This is a genomic window from Desulfofundulus sp. TPOSR (assembly GCF_011393055.1).
Classification (GTDB): Bacteria; Bacillota; Desulfotomaculia; order Desulfotomaculales; family Desulfovirgulaceae; genus Desulfofundulus; species Desulfofundulus kuznetsovii.
This window is the reverse complement of the sequence record NZ_JAAOEF010000001.1, coordinates 289,159-306,601: the sequence shown is the minus strand read 5'-3', so window position 1 is coordinate 306,601 and position 17,443 is coordinate 289,159. Positions and strand designations below refer to the sequence as shown.

The 17,443-nt window shown below is 54.3% G+C and carries 16 protein-coding genes; 14 read left to right on the top strand and 2 right to left on the bottom strand.

All coding sequences use genetic code 11. The features are described 5' to 3' along the window. Window positions 1-125: 125 nt before the first annotated feature. Window positions 126-563: an Hsp20/alpha crystallin family protein gene (locus G7K71_RS01620; protein WP_013822314.1), complete on the bottom strand. Its 438-nt coding sequence runs from the start codon at window positions 561-563 to the stop codon at window positions 126-128. Window positions 564-752: 189 nt separating this feature from the next. Between G7K71_RS01620 and G7K71_RS01615 the strand changes: the two genes are divergently transcribed. Both G7K71_RS01615 and G7K71_RS01610 read left to right on the top strand, forming a co-directional pair. Beyond that, window positions 753-1,352, top strand: coding sequence for a DUF3786 domain-containing protein (locus G7K71_RS01615; RefSeq protein WP_041283236.1), 600 nt, complete (start codon window positions 753-755; stop codon window positions 1,350-1,352). 35 nt (window positions 1,353-1,387) lie between these two features. Then, window positions 1,388-1,936, top strand: a complete 549-nt coding sequence (locus tag G7K71_RS01610) for an NUDIX hydrolase (RefSeq protein ID WP_166342990.1) — start codon at window positions 1,388-1,390, stop codon at window positions 1,934-1,936. On the opposite strand, the gene minC is transcribed toward G7K71_RS01610, so the two are convergent. Next, window positions 1,933-2,553: a septum site-determining protein MinC gene (gene minC / locus G7K71_RS01605; protein ID WP_166342988.1), complete on the bottom strand. Its 621-nt coding sequence runs from the start codon at window positions 2,551-2,553 to the stop codon at window positions 1,933-1,935. The genes G7K71_RS01610 and minC overlap by 4 nt on opposite strands. Window positions 2,554-2,709: 156 nt before the next feature. On the opposite strand from minC, the gene G7K71_RS01600 reads away from it, so the two are divergent. The 12 genes from G7K71_RS01600 (at window position 2,710) to G7K71_RS01545 (ending at window position 17,443) form a co-directional block, all read left to right on the top strand. Continuing rightward, a complete protein-coding gene (locus G7K71_RS01600; protein WP_013822318.1) occupies window positions 2,710-3,003 on the top strand; it encodes an MTH1187 family thiamine-binding protein in 294 nt (97 codons plus the stop codon). A 30-nt stretch (window positions 3,004-3,033) separates the two neighbouring features. Further along, entirely contained in the window at window positions 3,034-4,086 is a 1,053-nt protein-coding gene (gene galT / locus G7K71_RS01595; protein ID WP_013822319.1) for a galactose-1-phosphate uridylyltransferase, read from the top strand. After that, window positions 4,079-5,572 carry a glycogen synthase GlgA gene (glgA, locus tag G7K71_RS01590; protein WP_013822320.1) on the top strand — a complete coding sequence of 498 codons (1,494 nt, stop codon included), beginning with the start codon at window positions 4,079-4,081 and terminating at the stop codon, window positions 5,570-5,572. The genes galT and glgA overlap by 8 nt, the downstream gene beginning before the upstream one ends. A 167-nt stretch (window positions 5,573-5,739) precedes the next feature. Beyond that, entirely contained in the window at window positions 5,740-6,759 is a 1,020-nt protein-coding gene (locus G7K71_RS01585) for a sigma-54-dependent Fis family transcriptional regulator (protein ID WP_013822321.1), read from the top strand. 353 nt (window positions 6,760-7,112) lie between these two features. Next, on the top strand, window positions 7,113-8,252 hold the full coding sequence (locus G7K71_RS01580; RefSeq protein ID WP_013822322.1) for an acyl-CoA dehydrogenase: 1,140 nt from the start codon (window positions 7,113-7,115) through the stop codon (window positions 8,250-8,252). Between the two features lie 35 nt (window positions 8,253-8,287). After that, entirely contained in the window at window positions 8,288-8,557 is a 270-nt protein-coding gene (locus G7K71_RS01575) for a hypothetical protein (RefSeq protein ID WP_013822323.1), read from the top strand. 153 nt (window positions 8,558-8,710) lie between these two features. Beyond that, window positions 8,711-10,684, top strand: coding sequence for an acetate--CoA ligase (acs, locus tag G7K71_RS01570; protein ID WP_013822324.1), 1,974 nt, complete (start codon window positions 8,711-8,713; stop codon window positions 10,682-10,684). A gap of 428 nt (window positions 10,685-11,112) precedes the next feature. After that, the gene (locus G7K71_RS01565) at window positions 11,113-12,732 is read left to right on the top strand and encodes an AMP-binding protein (RefSeq protein ID WP_166344980.1); all 1,620 of its coding nucleotides are present in this window, start codon (window positions 11,113-11,115) and stop codon (window positions 12,730-12,732) included. Between the two features lie 458 nt (window positions 12,733-13,190). Further along, window positions 13,191-14,336, top strand: a complete 1,146-nt coding sequence (locus G7K71_RS01560; protein ID WP_166342986.1) for an acyl-CoA dehydrogenase — start codon at window positions 13,191-13,193, stop codon at window positions 14,334-14,336. A 20-nt stretch (window positions 14,337-14,356) separates the two neighbouring features. Then, window positions 14,357-15,127 (top strand): electron transfer flavoprotein subunit beta/FixA family protein, encoded by a 771-nt coding sequence (locus G7K71_RS01555; RefSeq protein WP_166342984.1) that lies wholly within the window; start codon window positions 14,357-14,359, stop codon window positions 15,125-15,127. Window positions 15,128-15,142: 15 nt separating this feature from the next. Then, the gene (locus G7K71_RS01550) at window positions 15,143-16,129 is read left to right on the top strand and encodes an electron transfer flavoprotein subunit alpha/FixB family protein (protein WP_166342982.1); all 987 of its coding nucleotides are present in this window, start codon (window positions 15,143-15,145) and stop codon (window positions 16,127-16,129) included. A gap of 21 nt (window positions 16,130-16,150) precedes the next feature. Beyond that, window positions 16,151-17,443 carry an acetyl-CoA C-acetyltransferase gene (locus G7K71_RS01545; RefSeq protein ID WP_166342980.1) on the top strand — a complete coding sequence of 431 codons (1,293 nt, stop codon included), beginning with the start codon at window positions 16,151-16,153 and terminating at the stop codon, window positions 17,441-17,443.

Sequence of the window (17,443 nt, the reverse complement as noted above, 5' to 3'; positions counted from 1 at the left end):
ATTCCCAGGCGCCAGATGGCCGCTCAAATATATACCAATAGCAAGCCGGAGCCCCCTGTTCAGGCTCCGGCTACTGTCTACCGGGTTTTGCTTAGTTGCCGCAGTACCGTGGGAAGATTTGTTTGCTATTGGACGTCTACCCGGTAAATATTCCTCTTGCCGGGTTCTTTTTTCGGAATACGCACTTCCAGAATACCGTTTTTATAGCTGGCCTTCGCCTGATCGGGTTTTACTTCCACCGGCAGGGGCAGGGTACGGCTGAAAGTGCCGTAATAGCGTTCGCTGTGGTAGTAACCTTCCTGTCTTTCCTCGGTACCCCTCTTAAACTCCCCTTTAATGCTCAGGGTATTTTCGGTGAGGGTTACCTGCAGGTCGTCCTTGGAAGCTATCCCGGGCAGTTCGGCCGTGGCTACAACCTCCTGATCCGTTTGGTAAATATCCACCCGGGGGCTGACGCCTTCAAGGCCCCAAAAACCCGGCGCCCCACGGAACCAGGGGCTGTTAAAAAGCCGGTTCATTTGGTGGCGAAGCTCGTGAAAGGGTTCCCAGTGTACAAGGTCCAATGCCGGACACCTCCGAAAGAATAGTTTCTCACTTAGATCTTGTACAGAATAGTTTCAGATATACATTAAAGTGGCAGTACCCTGCCGGCTTTCAGCGATTCGATCATTTTGGGGGAGGAAAAGCTTCCCTTTGCGACGAAGCCTGTTTAAAGCGCAATACTTTCTCGGGAGGGGATTATCTTGGCCTGGATGAACCTTGAGCCTGCCCACCGGCAGGCAAAGGAGGAATTTGCCCTGCGGGAGCCGGGAAGCATGGCTTTTAACGCAGCCGTAACTTACCGGCCGGAAACGGCGGAATTCATTGTGCCCTTTCTTGGCTCGCATTATCTGGTAAAATATCCCGGCGGTGAGGTTATAGATGCAGCCGGCGGGCCAGAAGTACCCAAGGAAGTACAGATTACCCTGTTGCATTATCTCGCCAAGGCCAGTCCGGCCCAGGTGGAAGGGCGATTAATTTCCTTCCAGGAACTGCCCGGCGGATTTATTTATGTCGGCCCCTTTAACAATCGTGCGGTGCGCCCTCTGGTGGGCATCTTCGGAGGCAAGCCGGAACTTTTGGTGCGGGCTGCGGAAATGTTAGGGGGGAGGCGGGTGGAAATTGGAGACGTGGCTGTGAGCGTGCCGGTATTGCCAAAAGTACCCATAACCTTTGTCCTGTGGCTGGGAGATGAGGAATTTCCTCCCTCGGGGAATGTTCTCTTTGATGCTTCAGCCTCCCGCCACCTGCCTACCGAGGACTACGCCCTTTTGCCCGGTCTTGTTTTGGGGAAAATGAGAAGGCTTGTGTAGCCATATGAAAAAAGCCGTTAGGAAGGGGATAAAAAATGTCCGCATTAATCGAAAAGAAGCTGGATTCCCGGGTAGTTTACCGGGGAAAAATCTTAAATCTGCGGGTGGATACGGTGCTTCTGCCCGACGGTCGCACCGGCACCCGGGAAGTGGTGGAATATACCGGGGCCGTGGCCATCGTGGCTCTGAATGAGAAAAAGGAAGTTTTCCTGGTCCGGCAATACCGTTATCCAGTGGGTAAGGAACTTTTAGAAATACCTGCCGGTAAAATAGAAGATGGGGAGGAACCCTTACAGTGTGCCCAAAGGGAGCTGGCGGAGGAAACCGGGCTAAGGGCGGAACGCTGGCAACTGCTGTGCAGCTTTTACTCCACCCCGGGATTTACCAGCGAAAAAATGCATTTATTCCTGGCGCGGGATTTAAACCAGGAAGGCCAGCACCCGGACGAAGACGAATTCGTCCAGGTGGTGAAGGTACCCCTGGACGAAGCCCTAACTATGCTCTTGCGGGGGGAAATTTGTGACGCCAAGTCCACCGTTGGCTTGCTGGCCACACATTACCTTTTGGCCCGGGAAAAGGTTTAAAAAATCGGGTATGTAGCTTTGCTGCGGTAGGAGGAAAAAATGATCCTGCCCTTTTCCAGTCTGGCAGTTAAAGGAAAAAGGCTATTTTGCGGGATAGTGGCTGGGTCTGCGGTCACCCCGGCAATGGATAAACGGATCGGCTCGAACTTTAGGGCCGTGATGGTGGCCGTATTGTTGCCCCCCGCTCCGGCATGGATTGTTCCCCGGCAGCCGCCCATGATGATGACGCTGCCATCGGCTATCACCTGGGCTCCGGGGTGGACGTTGCCCACGATGACCACGCTGCCCCGGTGACGTATCTCCTGGCCCGAGCGTAAAGCGCATTGCACCAACCGGGCCGGTTCCCCCGGGGAAGCGGCTTTCTTTTTTTCAAAGGGCCAGGATATTTCCGGCGAGGGAATTAACCCGTACTGGCGGCAAATATTTTCCAGTTCAGTCCGCTGGTAACCGGTGATTGTTTGCCCGTAAACGGTGAAGCGTGCACCCCGGAAAAAGCCCCGGGAAGACTCCATTTTTCGTTTCAAGTGCAATTTTATATCTTCAAATTCCCGGTTGGGATCGAGCAGGATGACCAGGCCCTCCCGGGTACCCTTGATGCTTACCAGTTCCCTGGGCACTTTACCCAACCCCTTTTTGTTTCCTCTAAAGCATATTTCGATTTCTGCCGTCACTTTCCTGCTCCCCACGAAAATATTGCCGTCTAATTGTATAAAAAGAAACCCTTTGCGGTAATTTTACATTAGAATTTACCGCATAAGGGAGTGAAGAAAAGCATGGCTATAGTGGAAGTAAGTGTCATGCCCATGGGCACCGGTGATCCCAGTATCAGCAGTTATATCAGCCATTGCTACGAGGTGGTAAAAGGGGAACCGGGTCTCAAGCATCAGGTAACACCCATGTCCACCATTATTGAAGGAGAACTGGACCGGGTGCTGGATGCGGTGAAAAAAATGCACCGGGCTCCCTTTAACGACGGCGTCATGCGAGTAGTGACCTCCATCACCATCGATGAGCGCCGGGATAAAGAGGAATCCATGGAAGACATGGTTCGAGCCGTGTTGCCATAACTGACATACTTTGCGAGGGGAGGAAAGGAAGTGCCCGAATGGAGAAAAGACCCGTTGGTGAAGCGCTGGGTGGTCATTGCCACCGAAAGGGGCAAACGTCCCTGCGACTTCAAGGTGCCGCAAGACGAAAAAAAAGGCGGACGCTGTCCCCTGTGTCCGGGACATGAAGGAGATACACCCCCGGAGGTCCTGGCCTTCCGGGAAAGGGGCACCTCACCGGATGCGCCGGGTTGGTGGGTAAGGGTGGTTCCGAACAAGTTTCCGGCGGTACGCATCGAGGCTCAAACCGGCGTGCGCCGTCATGGGGTCTACGAGGTAATGGATGGCCTGGGTGCCCATGAGGTGGTGGTGGAGGCTCCGGAGCACGAAGCTTACCTGGATGCCCTGGATGAGCGTCAACTGGAGGAAGTTATATGGGCCTGGCAGCAGCGTTCCCTGGATCTCCGCCGGGATACCCGGCTGAAATATATCCAAATCTTTAAAAACTTTGGCCAGACTGCCGGAGCTTCCTTGGAGCACACCCACTCCCAGATTTTAGCTACGCCCATGGTTCCTGTGGATATACAGGAGGAAATGCAGGGCTTTAACCATTACGCCTGGTCTACGGGACGGTGTATCCTTTGCGATGTACTGGCCCAGGAAGTTTCCGAGCGGCAGCGGGTGGTTGTTGAAACAGGTAAATTCATCAGCTTTGCCCCCTTTGCTTCCCGGTTTCCCTTTGAAATGTGGATTGTACCCCGGGAGCACCAGCATGACTTTGCCAGCATCCGGGAGGAGCAGGTAGGAGACCTGGCCCGGATACTGCGCAACACCCTGTTGCGCTTAAGGCAAAGTTTAGGTGGCCCGCCCTTCAATATGGTCCTGCACACCGCCCCGGTAAATGAGCCGGATACGATTCATTACCACTGGCATCTGGAAATCCTGCCCCGGCTAACCATAATGGCCGGTTTTGAACTGGGTACGGGCTTTTACATTAACCCCACGCCACCGGAACTGGCGGCGGAGGTCCTGCGGGAACAGGAAGTTTTCTGCTCGCCTCCGGTTTATGCCGGGGGAGAAAGGGAGGCAGTACAGTATGTTTGATCGGCCGCTGAAAATTTTGCTTGTCTCATCCGAAGTGGTTCCCTTTGCCAAGACGGGGGGGCTGGCTGATGTAGCCGGTTCCCTGCCCAAGGCTCTGGCTACCGTGGGCAATGACAATCTCGGGAACGATGTGCGGGTGGCCATGCCCCATTACAAGGGGATCGAAAAGGCCACCTACCGCATGGATTTTCCAGTGTTTTTCAACAGTCGGGCTGAGACGGCCATCATCCGGGAGAGTACCATCGAGGCCTATTACCAGGGGGAGCACCGCATCATTCCAGTGTACCTGGTGGATAATCACCATTACTTCTACCGCGACGGCATGTACATGTTCCCCGACGAGGCCGAACGTTTTACCTTCTTCTGCCGTGCGGTGCTGGAAATGTTGCCGCGCCTCAACTGGCAGCCGGATATCATCCACTGCAACGACTGGCAGACCGGACCCATCCCCTTTTTCCTGAAAGTTCGCTACGCGCAGGATCCGTTTTACAGCCGTGTGGCAACGGTTTTTACCATCCACAACCTGCAATATCAGGGCAACTTCCCCAAGGAGACGCTAAAGCTTTTGGGGGTGGGGGAGGAGTATTTTACTCCCGAATTGCTTGAGTTTTACGGCACGGTCAGTTACATGAAAATGGGTATATTGTATGCCGATGTCATTAGCACGGTCAGTAAAACTTATGCAGCCGAGATCCAGCGACCGGAGTTGGGTGAGCGGATGGACGGTCTGCTGCGTAAACGTTCCCCCGATCTGTACGGGATAGTTAATGGCATTAATTACCATGAATTTAACCCCAAAACCGATCCCCGTATTCACCGGAACTATGACCAGAACAGCATTGAAAATAAAAAGGAAAACAAATACGCCCTGCAAAAAGAAATGAATCTGCCTGTAAGGGATGTACCGGTGCTGGGGATGATCTCGCGCCTGGTGGATCAAAAAGGGCTCGACCTAATTGCCCGGATTGCCGACCGGTTGCTTTCCCATGATTTGCAATTTGTGGTTCTGGGTAGCGGTGACCGGCGCTATGAAGATATGTTCAGGGACATCCACAATCGTTACCCCGAAAAAGCTGCTGTCTACATCGGTTTTAACGCCATTCTGGCCCAGCGCATTTATGCCGGCGCCGACATGTTCTTAATGCCCTCCCGCTTTGAGCCCTGCGGCCTGGGGCAATTGATTGCCATGCGTTACGGGACCATTCCCATTGTCCGGGCTACCGGCGGGCTGGCCGATACGGTTCACGATTTTAATCCGTCTACAGGTTCCGGAAATGGTTTCGTTTTTTCCGAATATGAAGGAGATGCCCTGTACCACGCCATCCAGCGGGCCCTCTCCCTGTACACGGAGCATCCGCACGAGTGGAAAATGCTGATAAAAAGGGCTATGGAGCTTGACTTTTCCTGGGCCCGTTCCGCAGTGGAATATCTACAACTCTACCAGGAGGCTTTGAGCCGGCATCTGGCCAGGGCGAAAACCGCCTGAAACACGCAAAGGCCGTCCCCCGGTGGATGGCCTTTGCTTTTTAAGTTTACACCCGGGGCGCGAGTTGTTACAATATTAAGAGAAGTGAAACAATTCTCTTTCCCGCTAGCCAACCAGTTACTCTGGCACCTCTTAATTTTCCTTTCAGGAAGGGCCGGTGGTAACCAGTGAGACATCACTCCCCGAAACTCTCCCATTTTACGGCGGATCATATTGTCGGCCTGAGCCCCCAAATGCTTGACCTCAAGGAAACCCTGCTCAAGGTAGCTCCCCGCAATTCCAACGTACTCATTACCGGTGAGAGCGGTACCGGGAAGGAACTTTTTGCCCGGGCACTGCACGCGGCCAGTTTGCGGCGGGCAGGACCCTTTGTGAAAATAAATTGTGCGGCTATTCCCGATACCCTTGTAGAGTCGGAGCTATTTGGTTATGAAGAAGGAGCGTTTACAGGCTGCCGTAAGGGGGGACAGGTTGGCAAACTGGAACTGGCTCACCGGGGTACGGTCTTTTTAGATGAAGTGGCTGAACTTTCCTGTGCCATGCAAGCCAAACTTTTGCGTTTCCTGCAGGAACGCGAGATCCAGAAACTGGGCAGCAGGCGAACTATCTTCGTTGATGTCCGGATAGTGGCAGCCACCAATGTTAACCTGGAACAAATGGTTAAATATAAAAAGTTCCGGGAAGACCTTTTTTATCGTTTAAACGTGATTAATTTACACATTCCCCCCTTAAGGGAACGCAAGGAAGATATCCCCTTGCTGGTTGATGCATTTATACAAAAGTTTAATCTCTCCTTCAGGGCCGGGGTAAACGGAGTGGCCCCGGAAGTAATGACCGCCTTTCTGCATTATCCCTGGCCGGGAAATGTGCGTGAACTGGAGAACTGTTTGGAGCGGGCCTTTAACCTGGTGGATGAGGAGAAGGTTATTCAACCGCACCATTTGCCCGCCCACCTGTATGCTTTGGCAGGGGAAAACCGGTTGCCCGGTGAAAAAGGGTTTCCTGGCCAGGTGACGGCAGCATTCAGGCAGGGGAAAACCCTGGCCCAAATTATGGAACAGATAGAAAAAACCGTTGTTCTGCAGGCCCTGGCCGAGAGTAAAGGAAACAAGGCCAAAGCCGCCCAGTTGCTGGGGATATCCCGCCCGGGCCTGTATAAAAAATTAATTAAATACAATTTAATGTAAATTAATATAAACAACTGCCCCTCTTGCCGCCCTTTCACCCTTCCCGGACCATTACCCTTCCCCCTCCCGGACAAATGCCCGGGGCGTCGAAAGTAATAACCCTTGCTCGTGTTAAGTTTGGTAACACCTCCGGGGTAAATGCAAAAAAGGGTTGCTACTAGGGCCTTAATTTTGTATCCTTAACCCCATTTTACGGTTATTGGCAGCTAAAAACCCGGCTGGTTACGGTTAATTTGCTAATGGAATTTGCCGGGTGACAAGATCAGGCCGGGAAGGGGCGTGGTTTTTTTCGGGCCCGTCACCTTTTTAGGGGGCTACAGGACCAGTAAAAATCTTCCGGGAGGGGTGAAACGATGGATTTCGACCTCACCAGGGATCAGCAGCTGATCCGGGAGGTAGTGCGGGATTTTGCGCAAAAAGAAATACTTCCCAGGGCAAAAGAGATTGACCGGAGCGGACAGTTCCCCCTGGATATAATAAAAAAGCTTGCCCGGATGGATCTCATGGGGCTGCCCTTTCCCGAGGAATACGGAGGTGCCGGGGGGGACTATGTCAGTTACTGCCTGGCCTTAGAAGAGATCACCCGGGCCTGTGCTTCGACCGGTCTTACCTATGAGGCGCACATTTCCCTTGGCTGCATGCCTATTTATCTCTTTGGTACCGCGGAACAGAAGCAGAAATACCTGGTTCCTTTGTGCCGGGGAGAATGTCTAGGGGCCTTTGGGCTTACCGAGCCCAATGCAGGTTCGGATGCCGGCGGGACCCAGACCACGGCGGTACTTCGGGGAGATGAATGGGTGATCAATGGCTCCAAATGTTTTATTACCAATGCCAGCTATGCCCGCTTTGTTACCATTACGGCTGTTACCGACCGCACGAGAGGGAAAAATGGTATCAGTGCCTTTATTGTACCCACCGATGCTTCCGGTTTAACTATTAAAGCCGGTTATGAAAAGCTGGGCATGTCCGGGTCCAATACCACGGAACTGTTTTTTGACGATGTGAGGATACCCAAAGAAAATCTTTTGGGCCAGCTAAACCAGGGTTTCAAGCAGTTTTTGCAGGTGCTTGACGGCGGGCGCATTGCCATTGGGGCCATGGCGGTAGGTATTGCCCAGGCCTGTTTGGATGCCGCCCTGAACTATGCCCGGCAAAGAATCCAGTTTGGGCAAAGCATCTCCAAATTTCAGGCTGTCTCCTTTAAACTGGCCGATATGGCCACCAACATTGAAGTAGCACGGAATATGTACTTGAAAGCTGCCTGGCTGAAGGATCAGGGCCGGCCTTACACCAAGGAAGCGGCCATGATCAAGGTTTTTGCTTCTGAAATGGCCACCCGGGCCGCCCTGGACGCCATTCAAATTCACGGTGGCTACGGCTATATGAAGGAGTTTCCGGTTGAACGCCACCTGCGGGATGCCAAGCTGTTGGAGATTGGGGAAGGCACCTCGGAGATCCAGCGTTTGGTCATTGCACGGACCCTGGGGTGTTGATAACCAGGTAAGTGGGTATATCGGAGGAGGTAGAGATGGTTCGCAGGATTTGCGAAAGGACTGTACCGCCCGGTGGTCCTCTGACCCGCCGGCAGAAAAAAGCTGCCAGGGAAGCCATTATCCGGTTGCTCTGCCGTGCTTCCGGGAATGTTCCCGAACTGGCCGAGCACCTGGGGCTTGACGAGAAATTAATTGACCAGTTGCTCCAGGAACTGGTCCGGGTTGGGCGGGTGCGGCGTAATTCCGATGGAGGGTTTGCCCTTCACGATCCATTAAGCAAATGGTGGGAAAGCAAAGGGAGTTAAATATATTTTTTTAGATGCCCGGACACCGGTTGGGGAAAACGATTTTTCGAAAGACTGGAGGTGAATTTAATTTTCGACCGGCCTGTGCGGGGCTCTTATCTTCCGACCGGGGGGTTTTCGGGTCCAAGAAACCAACAGGGGGTATGGGGGTACATGGTAGAAGTAAAACCCGAAGAGTTAAAAATGATTAAGGAGAGCAAACTTTACTATCCGGATCCCGAAAAAGTAAAAAAGTCAGTTCTGGGCAGTGTGGACGCCTTTAATGCCTTGCTTCGCAAATCATGGGAGGATCCGGAAAGTTTTTGGGCCGATGTAGCCAGTGAGCTTTACTGGATTAAACCCTGGGAAAAAGTCATGGGAGGTAAAATGCCTTATTTTAAATTTTTCGTGGGGGGTATAACCAACCCCTGCTACAACCTCATCGACCGGCATCTGGAGCAGGGTGCCGATAACAAGCTGGCCCTGATCTGGGAGGGGGAAGACTATCAGACCAAATTTTATACTTACCGGATGCTTTATAGCGAAGTGTGCAAATTTGCCAATGTTTTAAAGGGTTTTGGTTTGCAAAAAGGGGATCGGGTGGCCATTTTCCTGCCCAACCTGGCCGAAACGGTAATAGCCGTATTGGCCTGCTACCGCCTGGGGGTGCTGTTTAATACCGTTTTCTCCGGTTTTTCCGTGCGTGCCCTGCGGGACCGGTTGATTAACTATGAACCCCAGGTAATTGTCACCGCCGACGGTGGTTACCGTCGCGGCCGGGAAGTTCCTTTAAAGTCCAAGGTGGACGAAGCAATCGAGGGTATGGAAAGCATCCAGGCCGTGGTGGTGGTCAAACGCACAGGTTCCGGGATTAACATGAAAGAAGGACGGGACTACTGGTGGCATGAATTAATGGCCGGGGCCCACCTGGAATGTCCGCCGGAGCCCATGGAGGCCAATGAACCGGGACTGGTGTTTTACACCAGCGGTACCACCGGCAAACCTAAAGGTATAGTGCATTCAAGCGTGGCCTTCGTGGTAAACAATTATGTTTACGCTAAGTTCCACATGGACCATCACCCCAACGATATGTTCTGGTGTACGGCCGACATCGGCTGGCTGACCATGCATATCTGGGGGATTGCGGGCGCCCTGTCCAACGGGGTGACTACCATATTTTACGAGGGGGCCCTGGATTACCCGCGCCCCGACCGGTTCTACCAGATCATTGACAAGTACCGGGTGAATAAACTATTTACCGCACCCACCGCCATCCGCATGCTCATGCGGTACGGGGAAAGCTGGATGGAATCTTACGATATTTCATGCCTGGATGTTCTCTCCCTGGTGGGGGAACCGTTTAACCCGGAAGCCTGGCACTGGGCCTTTGAAAAGCTGGGCCAAAAGCGCATGTACATCAATAACACCTGGGGTCAGACGGAAACCGCCGGTTGCCCCCTGGCCGGAGCAGCCTGGGTAACCCCCATGAAACCCGGTTCGTGTGGCATCCAGTTTCTGGGCGCCCAGCTGGATGTGGTGGATGAGGATGGCAAACCCGTTCCCCCTGAAACGCCCGGCAACCTCATCATCACCCGCCCCATCCCCATGATGGTTCGGACCCTTTGGAGAGAGCCAGAAAGGCATATCCGGGAGTACTTCAGCCAGGTGGAAGGCTGTTATTTTACCAATGATGCCGCCATCAAGGATAGGGACGGACACTTCTGGGTTACCGGCCGGATTGACGACGTCTTTAACGTGGCCGGTCACCGCCTTTCCACCATGGAGATGGAGAGTGCCATTATTGAGTGTGAGGGGGTGGCCGAAGCGGCGGTGATTGGTGTTCCAGATCCTATTAAAGGATTAATCCCCGTAGCCTTTGTCACCCTCCGGCAGGGTTATGAAGCCGGTCCTGAAATGGAACAGGCCATTAAAGACAAGGTGGTTGAAAACATTGGTAAAATTGCCATTCCCGGTACCATTTACTTTACCCCGGTAATGCCCAAAACCCCCAGCGGCAAGATCATGCGCCGGCTACTAAAGGAAATTGTCGTCGGGGGGGAAATAAAGGGAGATATCACCGGTCTTGAAGATATTGGCACTGTGGAGCAGGTAAAGGCCATAGTGGCAGCCAAAAAGGCACGGGGGTAAATCTTTTTCTTGGATACGCTCAAAAACATGTCTATTAAAATTTACACACCGCCAACTCATTCTAAGGGGGTAACCTACCCATTTTTGCGGTTATAACGGTTATACGAACATAGATTTATTAGGCGTGGGTCCCTGGTTACCGGTTCTTTTGCGCAAATTTTACCCGGCTAAAAGAATAATAGTCAGAATAGTGGCTTAATTATTGCATGGTAGAATTTTCGGCAATCGGCGGGGAGGAGGTGACAGGGGCACTAGGACGACCTTACGAGTTGGCATGGTTTGGGGACAGCTGTAGCGGCACCTTCGACAGAGCGCGGTTGCGGGGTCGGCCCAAGGGCGGTCCCGCAACCGGCTCAATTTAAATGAGGATGCCCTGATACCAGGCCGGTAATCCATTAAAGGAGGAAGCAAAGTTGAGCCAGCACAACATGGTGGATTATGATAAAACCTATGCGGAATTTAAATGGGAAAAACCGGAGTATTTTAACTTTGCCCGGGATGTCATTGATAAGTGGGCTCGGGACCCTAACAGGCTGGCCATGCTTTGGGTCGACGATGAGGGCAAAGAGGTGCGCAAAACTTTTCTTGACTTTTCCAGGGCTTCCAAACGGGCGGCCAACGTCCTCCGGGAACAGGGGGTAAAACAGGGCGATGTGGTGGTGGTCATCCTTCCCCGTTTGATCGAATGGTGGGAGATCAACCTGGCCTGCCTGCGCCTGGGTGCGGTAATCAGCCCCGGTACCACCCAGCTTACCGCCAAGGACATCAAGTACCGTCTGGAGACGGCGGAAGCGGTTTGTGTCATCACCGACAACGATAATGCTCCCAAGGTGGACGAGGTTGTTGGGGAATGCCCCACGGTAAAGTCCCGCATTATCGTTGGCGAGCCCCGCCAGGGCTGGCTGGATTACAGGGAAGCCGTGGCCAGGGCCAGCGACGACTTTACCACGGTAAGTACCAGGAGTGATGACGACGCCATTTTGTACTTCACCTCGGGAACTACGGGCTATCCAAAGATGACGGTGCATACCCACGCCAGTTACCCCATTGGGCATATTGTTACCGGAAGATACTGGCTGGACCTGCGCCCGGATGACCTGCACTGGAATTTAAGCGATACGGGTTGGGCCAAGGCGGCCTGGAGCAGCTTCTATGGTCCCTGGAATATGGGAGCGGCCATATTTGTCCACCATACTTCCCGTTTTAGTCCCAAGAAAACCCTGGAGCTACTGCAGAAATATCCCATCACCACTCTATGCGGGGCGCCGACCAACTACCGGATGATTGTGCTGGAAGATTTGAGCCAGTACAAATTCCCAGCCCTGCGCCACTGTGTGGGTGCCGGCGAACCCCTGAACCCGGAAGTCATTGAAATCTGGAAAGAAGCCACCGGTTTGATCATCCGTGATGGTTACGGCCAGACCGAAACGGTACTGCTGTGCGGCAGCTTCCCCTGCATTGAGCCCCGTTTCGGCTCCATGGGTAAACCTTCCCCCGGCTTTGACGTCCAGGTTATTGACGAAGAAGGCAATATCCTGCCGCCCAACACTGAAGGGGATGTTGCCGTAAGGGTAAAACCCGAACGTCCGGTGGGGCTTTTCAAGGAGTACTGGAAGAATCCCGAAAAGACGGCCAGCGTATACCGTGGTGACTGGTACATTACCGGTGACCGGGCATACAGAGACGATGATGGCTATTTCTGGTTTGTGGGTCGCGCCGATGACGTAATCCTGGCCGCGGGTTACCGCATCGGTCCCTTTGAAGTGGAAAGCGCCCTGTTGGAACACCCGGCGGTTGCCGAATCGGCCGTGGTATCCAGTCCTGACGAGATTCGAGGCGAGGTAGTGAAGGCCTTTGTGGTGCTGGCACCGGGTTACCAGCCCTCCGATGAACTGGTAAAAGAACTGCAGGAGCATGTAAAGAAGATTACCGCACCCTATAAGTACCCGCGGAAGGTTGAATTTGTGGAATCATTGCCTAAAACCATAAGCGGTAAAATTCGGCGGGTGGAGCTGCGGGAACGGGAGTGGGCCGGTAAGCGCAGGTAGTTACGGGAAAACAAGGCCGGGAGAAATGCCCGGCCTTTATTCATGTGTTTGTTCTTGATTCTTGCGGGAAAAAGGAATATGCTACTGATAAAAGAACGATAGTGCAAACCTGACCGGATCCAAAAGCCAGATGTCTAGCTGTGGGCTGGTCATGTTTACTTATGTAAACACCTGTTTGGCGGCCCGGTGGCGAAAGCCTTTTCCGTCCCTCCCGTTATTTCAAGCGGCACGCAATGTCTATGGCGAAGGCACGTTTTATCCCTCATTGTAGTGGGGAAAAGGTTTACAGGTTGTTGGAATTGCTGCCCTTGCGGGTCAAGTTAGAGTTTTCTAAAAAGTCAGGCATGGTGCTTGCAAGGGAGACAGGTTGCGTTCTTTAGGTGGGCCAGCGGTTATCAAATAGTTTTTTATGGGGAAAGGTAAATTAAAAATCGGGGCAGAGAAAAGGGGAGAGATTTATGGACTTTATGCTCACGGAAGAACAACAATTACTGCGCCAGACCGTCCGGGACTTTGCCGAGAACGAGGTAGCTCCCAAGGCGGCCGAGATGGATGAAACGGAAGAGTACGACTGGTCCCTTTGGGATAAGATGGCCGATATGGGTTTAACTGGCATTCCCTTTCCCGAAGAGTATGGGGGAGCGGGTATGGACAACCTCAGTTATGCCATTGCGGTGGAGGAATTGAGCCGGGTTTGTGCTTCCACCGGGGTGCTGATCTCGGCCCATACCTCCCTGTGTAGCTGGCCCATCTATGCTTTCGGCACCGAGGAGCAGAAGCGCAAATACCTGGTCCCCCTGGCAGAAGGGAAAAAGATCGGGGCCCTGGGCCTGACCGAGCCCTCTGCGGGTTCCGATGCCGGGTCGGTAAAATTAAGCGCCGTGCGGGACGGGGATGAGTACGTACTCAATGGAACCAAGATTTTTATTACCAATGGTGGGCGGGCGGACGTTTACGTTGTTGTTGCCCGCACGGATCCGGATATGAGCAAGAAACACCGGGGTACAACCGCTTTTATTGTGGAAAAGGGTACACCCGGATTTACCTTTGGCAAGAAGGAGCACAAGATGGGTATCCGGGCCTCCTATACCTACGAACTGGTTTTTGATAATTGCCGTATCCCCAAAGAAAATATGCTGGGCAAAGAGGGTGAAGGCTTTAAAATTGCCATGGCCACTTTGGACGGCGGGCGGATTGGTATTGCCGCTCAGGCCCTGGGGATTGCCCAAGGGGCCTTCGAGCAGGCCCTGGCTTACAGTAAAGTGCGGGAGCAATTCGGCCGGCCCATTTGTGCCAATCAGGGCATTGCCTGGATGCTGGCTGATATGGCCACCCGTATTGAAGCCGCCCGCCTGCTGGTTTACCAGGCTGCCTTTTTGAAAGACAACAAGCTGCCCTACGGTAAGGAGTCGGCCATGGCCAAACTTTATGCCTCGGAAGTGGCCATGTGGGTGACCACCAAGGCGGTGCAGATTCACGGCGGTTACGGCTATACCCGGGAGTACCCCGTGGAGCGCATGATGCGCGATGCCAAGATTACGGAAATTTATGAAGGTACCAGTGAGGTACAGCGCATTGTCATTGCCAACTATCTGCTCAAATAGCTGATGCAAGGAGGAGGAAGATGAAGGTAGTAGTATTCACCAAACAAACCTTTGACACGGAAGCCAAAATCACCCTTGACGATCAGGGCAAAATCAACCCGGAAGGCGTCAGCCTGATCATGAACCCCTACGATGAATTTGCCGTGGAAGAAGCCCTGCGCATCAAGGAAAAAACCAAAGGGGAAGTAACCGTGGTCAGCATGGGCGGGCCGAAGGCCCAGGACGTCCTGCGCCAGGCCCTCGCCATGGGCGCCGACCGGGCCGTGCTCATCACCCCCGAACTGGAAGAAATGGACGAATACACCACGGCCACCATCCTGGCCAGAGCCGTATCCCGCATGGAATACGACCTCATTCTGGGCGGCTGGCGGGCCATTGACGACGGCTCCGCCCAGGTGGCCGGGCGGGTGGCGGAAATCCTGGGACTGCCGGTGGTCAACATGGTCGTCAAGCTGGAAATAGACGGCGGCAGGGCCCTGGCCACCCGGGAAATTGAAGGGGGCAGCGAAATGGTGGAAGTGCCCCTGCCCGCGGTGATCACCGCCCAGAAAGGGTTGAACGAACCCCGCTATCCCACCATGAAGGGCATCATGCAGGCCAAAAAGAAGCCCATGGAAAAACTCGCTCTGAGCGACCTGGGACTTAGCGCGGAAGAAGTAGCGCCCAAAGTGCGCGCCCTCAAATACTTCCTGCCCTCCCCCAGGGCACAAGGAAAGATCGTACCCGGAGAACCGGCGGAAGCTGCCGCCGCCCTGGTGCGGCTTCTGCGGGAAGAAGCAAAGGTCATCTAAGGAAGGTGGAAGGAAATGGGGAAAGGAATCTGGGTCTACGCCGAACACAAAAACGGCAAGGTTAAAAAAGTCACCTATGAAATGCTGGGTGCCGCCCGCCAGCTGGCTGACCAGCTGGCTGAAGAAGTTGCGGCTGTAATCATCGGCAAAGAAGTGGGCGAACTCGCATCCGCCCTGGGGGAATACGGTGCCGACAAGGTATACGTGCTGGAAAATGACGCTCTGGCCGAATACACCACGGACGGGTACACCAGGGCGCTGGCCGGGCTGGCCTTGGAACACCGGCCCACGGCCATCTTCCTGGGCTGCACCGTACAGGGGCGGGACCTGGCCGCCCAGGTGGCCCAGCGGCTGCAGACGGGGCTGTGCACCGACTGCACGAAAGTGGAACTGCAGGACGGCCAGATAACCCTCACCCGGCCCGTTTACGCGGGCAAGGCCTTTGTCCAGGCCATCTCTCCGGAAGCCCGGCCGGTGATGGCCACCATCAGGCCCAACGTACTGCCGGTGCCCGAACCCCGGGCGGGATGCGCGGCGGAAGTGGTACGGGTGGACGTGGAGCCGGGGGACATCCGCCAGATCATTAAAGAAGTAGTTCGCCAGGTATCCAGCCGTCCCGAACTCACCGAAGCGGACATTATTGTCTCCGGGGGCCGGGGGATGAAATCGGCGGAGAACTTCAGGATACTGGAAGAGCTGGCGGACGTGCTGGGGGCGGCGGTGGGAGCCTCCCGGGCGGCGGTGGATGCGGGATATGCGCCGCACAGCATGCAGGTGGGTCAGACGGGTAAGACCGTATCCCCGCAGCTGTACATTGCCTGCGGCATCTCGGGGGCCATCCAGCACCTGGCGGGGATGGGCTCATCCAAGGTGATTGTGGCCATCAACAAGGACCCGGAAGCCAATATCTTCAAGGTGGCCGATTACGGGATTGTGGGTGACCTTTTTGAAGTGGTACCCCTGCTTACCCGGGAGTTCAGAAAGCTCCTCGGGAAGGAATAAGATGTTAGGAGATGAGCACCGGTGAAAGAAGTGGTTATAGTTAGCGGGGTGCGTACGGCCATCGGCGCCTTTGGCGGTTCCTTAAAGGATGTGCCGGTGGTCAAGCTGGGCAGTCTGGTAATAAAAGAAGCCTTAAAACGGGCCGGTTTAAGGCCCGTCTCCAGCCAGGAGCTTTTAAATTACGGCCCCGACGCCCTGAAAGATGAACCGGTAACGGATTTGGAGCAAAACTCCTATGACTGGGATGACTCCCTGCAGGAAGTACAGGTTGACGAAGTCATTATGGGGCATGTGCTCCAGGGTGGCAGCGGCCAGAACACCGCCCGCCAGGCCGCCATTTATGCCGGCATTCCCAAAGAATCCAACGCCTTTACGGTAAACAAGGTTTGCGGTTCGGGCTTAAAAGCCATTGCCCTGGGCGCCCAGGCCATCATGGCCGGTGAGGCGGAAGTGGTGGTGGCCGGTGGAATGGAAAATATGAGCCAGGCGCCTTATATCCTGCCCCGGGCCCGATGGGGATACCGGATGGATGTCAACGCCAAAGGCGAATGCATTGACCTGATGGTTTACGATGGGCTGTGGGAAATTTTTTACGGCTACCACATGGGTAATACGGCGGAAAACATCGCCGCCAAATACGGTATCACCCGCCGGGAGCAGGATGAGCTGGGCCTGCTCAGCCACCAGCGGGCCAGGGCCGCCATTAAAGAAGGGCTTTTTAAAGAAGAAATTGTGCCCGTACCCCTGCCCCAGAAGAAAGGTGAGCCGGCAGTCTTTGACACCGACGAGCGGCCCATGGATACCAGTATGGAAAAGATGGCCAAATTGCGCCCGGTCTTCCGGCCCGATGGAACAGTGACCGCGGGCAACGCCTCGGGCATAAATGACGCCGCAGCGGCAGTGGTGCTGATGTCCCGGGAGAAGGCGAAGGAGCTGGGGCTGAAGCCCTGGGTGGCTATTAAAGCCTACGCTTCCGGCGGGGTGGACCCGGCCTACATGGGCATCGGGCCGGTTCCGGCCGTCAGAAAAGCCCTGAAAAAGGCGGGACTAACCATCCAGGATGTAGACGTGGTGGAACTGAATGAAGCCTTTGCCGCCCAGGCCCTGGCCTGTATGAGGGAACTTGGCCTCACCCTGGAAAAAACCAACCCGCTGGGCAGCGGCATTTCTCTTGGTCATCCCATAGGCTGCACGGGGGCCAGGCTGGTGGTCACCATTATGCACGAAATGAAGAGAAAAAATTGGCAAACCGGCCTGGTGACCATGTGCATTGGCGGGGGCCAGGGGATGGCCATGATTCTGGAAAATATTTAG

Bases quoted from the DNA above. Each gene is read 5' to 3' on its own strand.
- G7K71_RS01615 (WP_041283236.1), top strand. From the start codon at position 753: ATGAACCTTGAGCCTGCCCACCGGCAGGCAAAGGAGGAATTTGCCCTG.
- G7K71_RS01610 (WP_166342990.1), top strand. From the start codon at position 1,388: ATGTCCGCATTAATCGAAAAGAAGCTGGATTCCCGGGTAGTTTACCGG.
- G7K71_RS01600 (WP_013822318.1), top strand. From the start codon at position 2,710: ATGGCTATAGTGGAAGTAAGTGTCATGCCCATGGGCACCGGTGATCCC.
- glgA (WP_013822320.1), top strand. From the start codon at position 4,079: ATGTTTGATCGGCCGCTGAAAATTTTGCTTGTCTCATCCGAAGTGGTT.
- G7K71_RS01580 (WP_013822322.1), top strand. From the start codon at position 7,113: ATGGATTTCGACCTCACCAGGGATCAGCAGCTGATCCGGGAGGTAGTG.
- G7K71_RS01575 (WP_013822323.1), top strand. From the start codon at position 8,288: ATGGTTCGCAGGATTTGCGAAAGGACTGTACCGCCCGGTGGTCCTCTG.
- acs (WP_013822324.1), top strand. From the start codon at position 8,711: ATGGTAGAAGTAAAACCCGAAGAGTTAAAAATGATTAAGGAGAGCAAA.
- G7K71_RS01565 (WP_166344980.1), top strand. From the start codon at position 11,113: ATGGTGGATTATGATAAAACCTATGCGGAATTTAAATGGGAAAAACCG.
- G7K71_RS01560 (WP_166342986.1), top strand. From the start codon at position 13,191: ATGGACTTTATGCTCACGGAAGAACAACAATTACTGCGCCAGACCGTC.
- G7K71_RS01555 (WP_166342984.1), top strand. From the start codon at position 14,357: ATGAAGGTAGTAGTATTCACCAAACAAACCTTTGACACGGAAGCCAAA.
- G7K71_RS01550 (WP_166342982.1), top strand. From the start codon at position 15,143: ATGGGGAAAGGAATCTGGGTCTACGCCGAACACAAAAACGGCAAGGTT.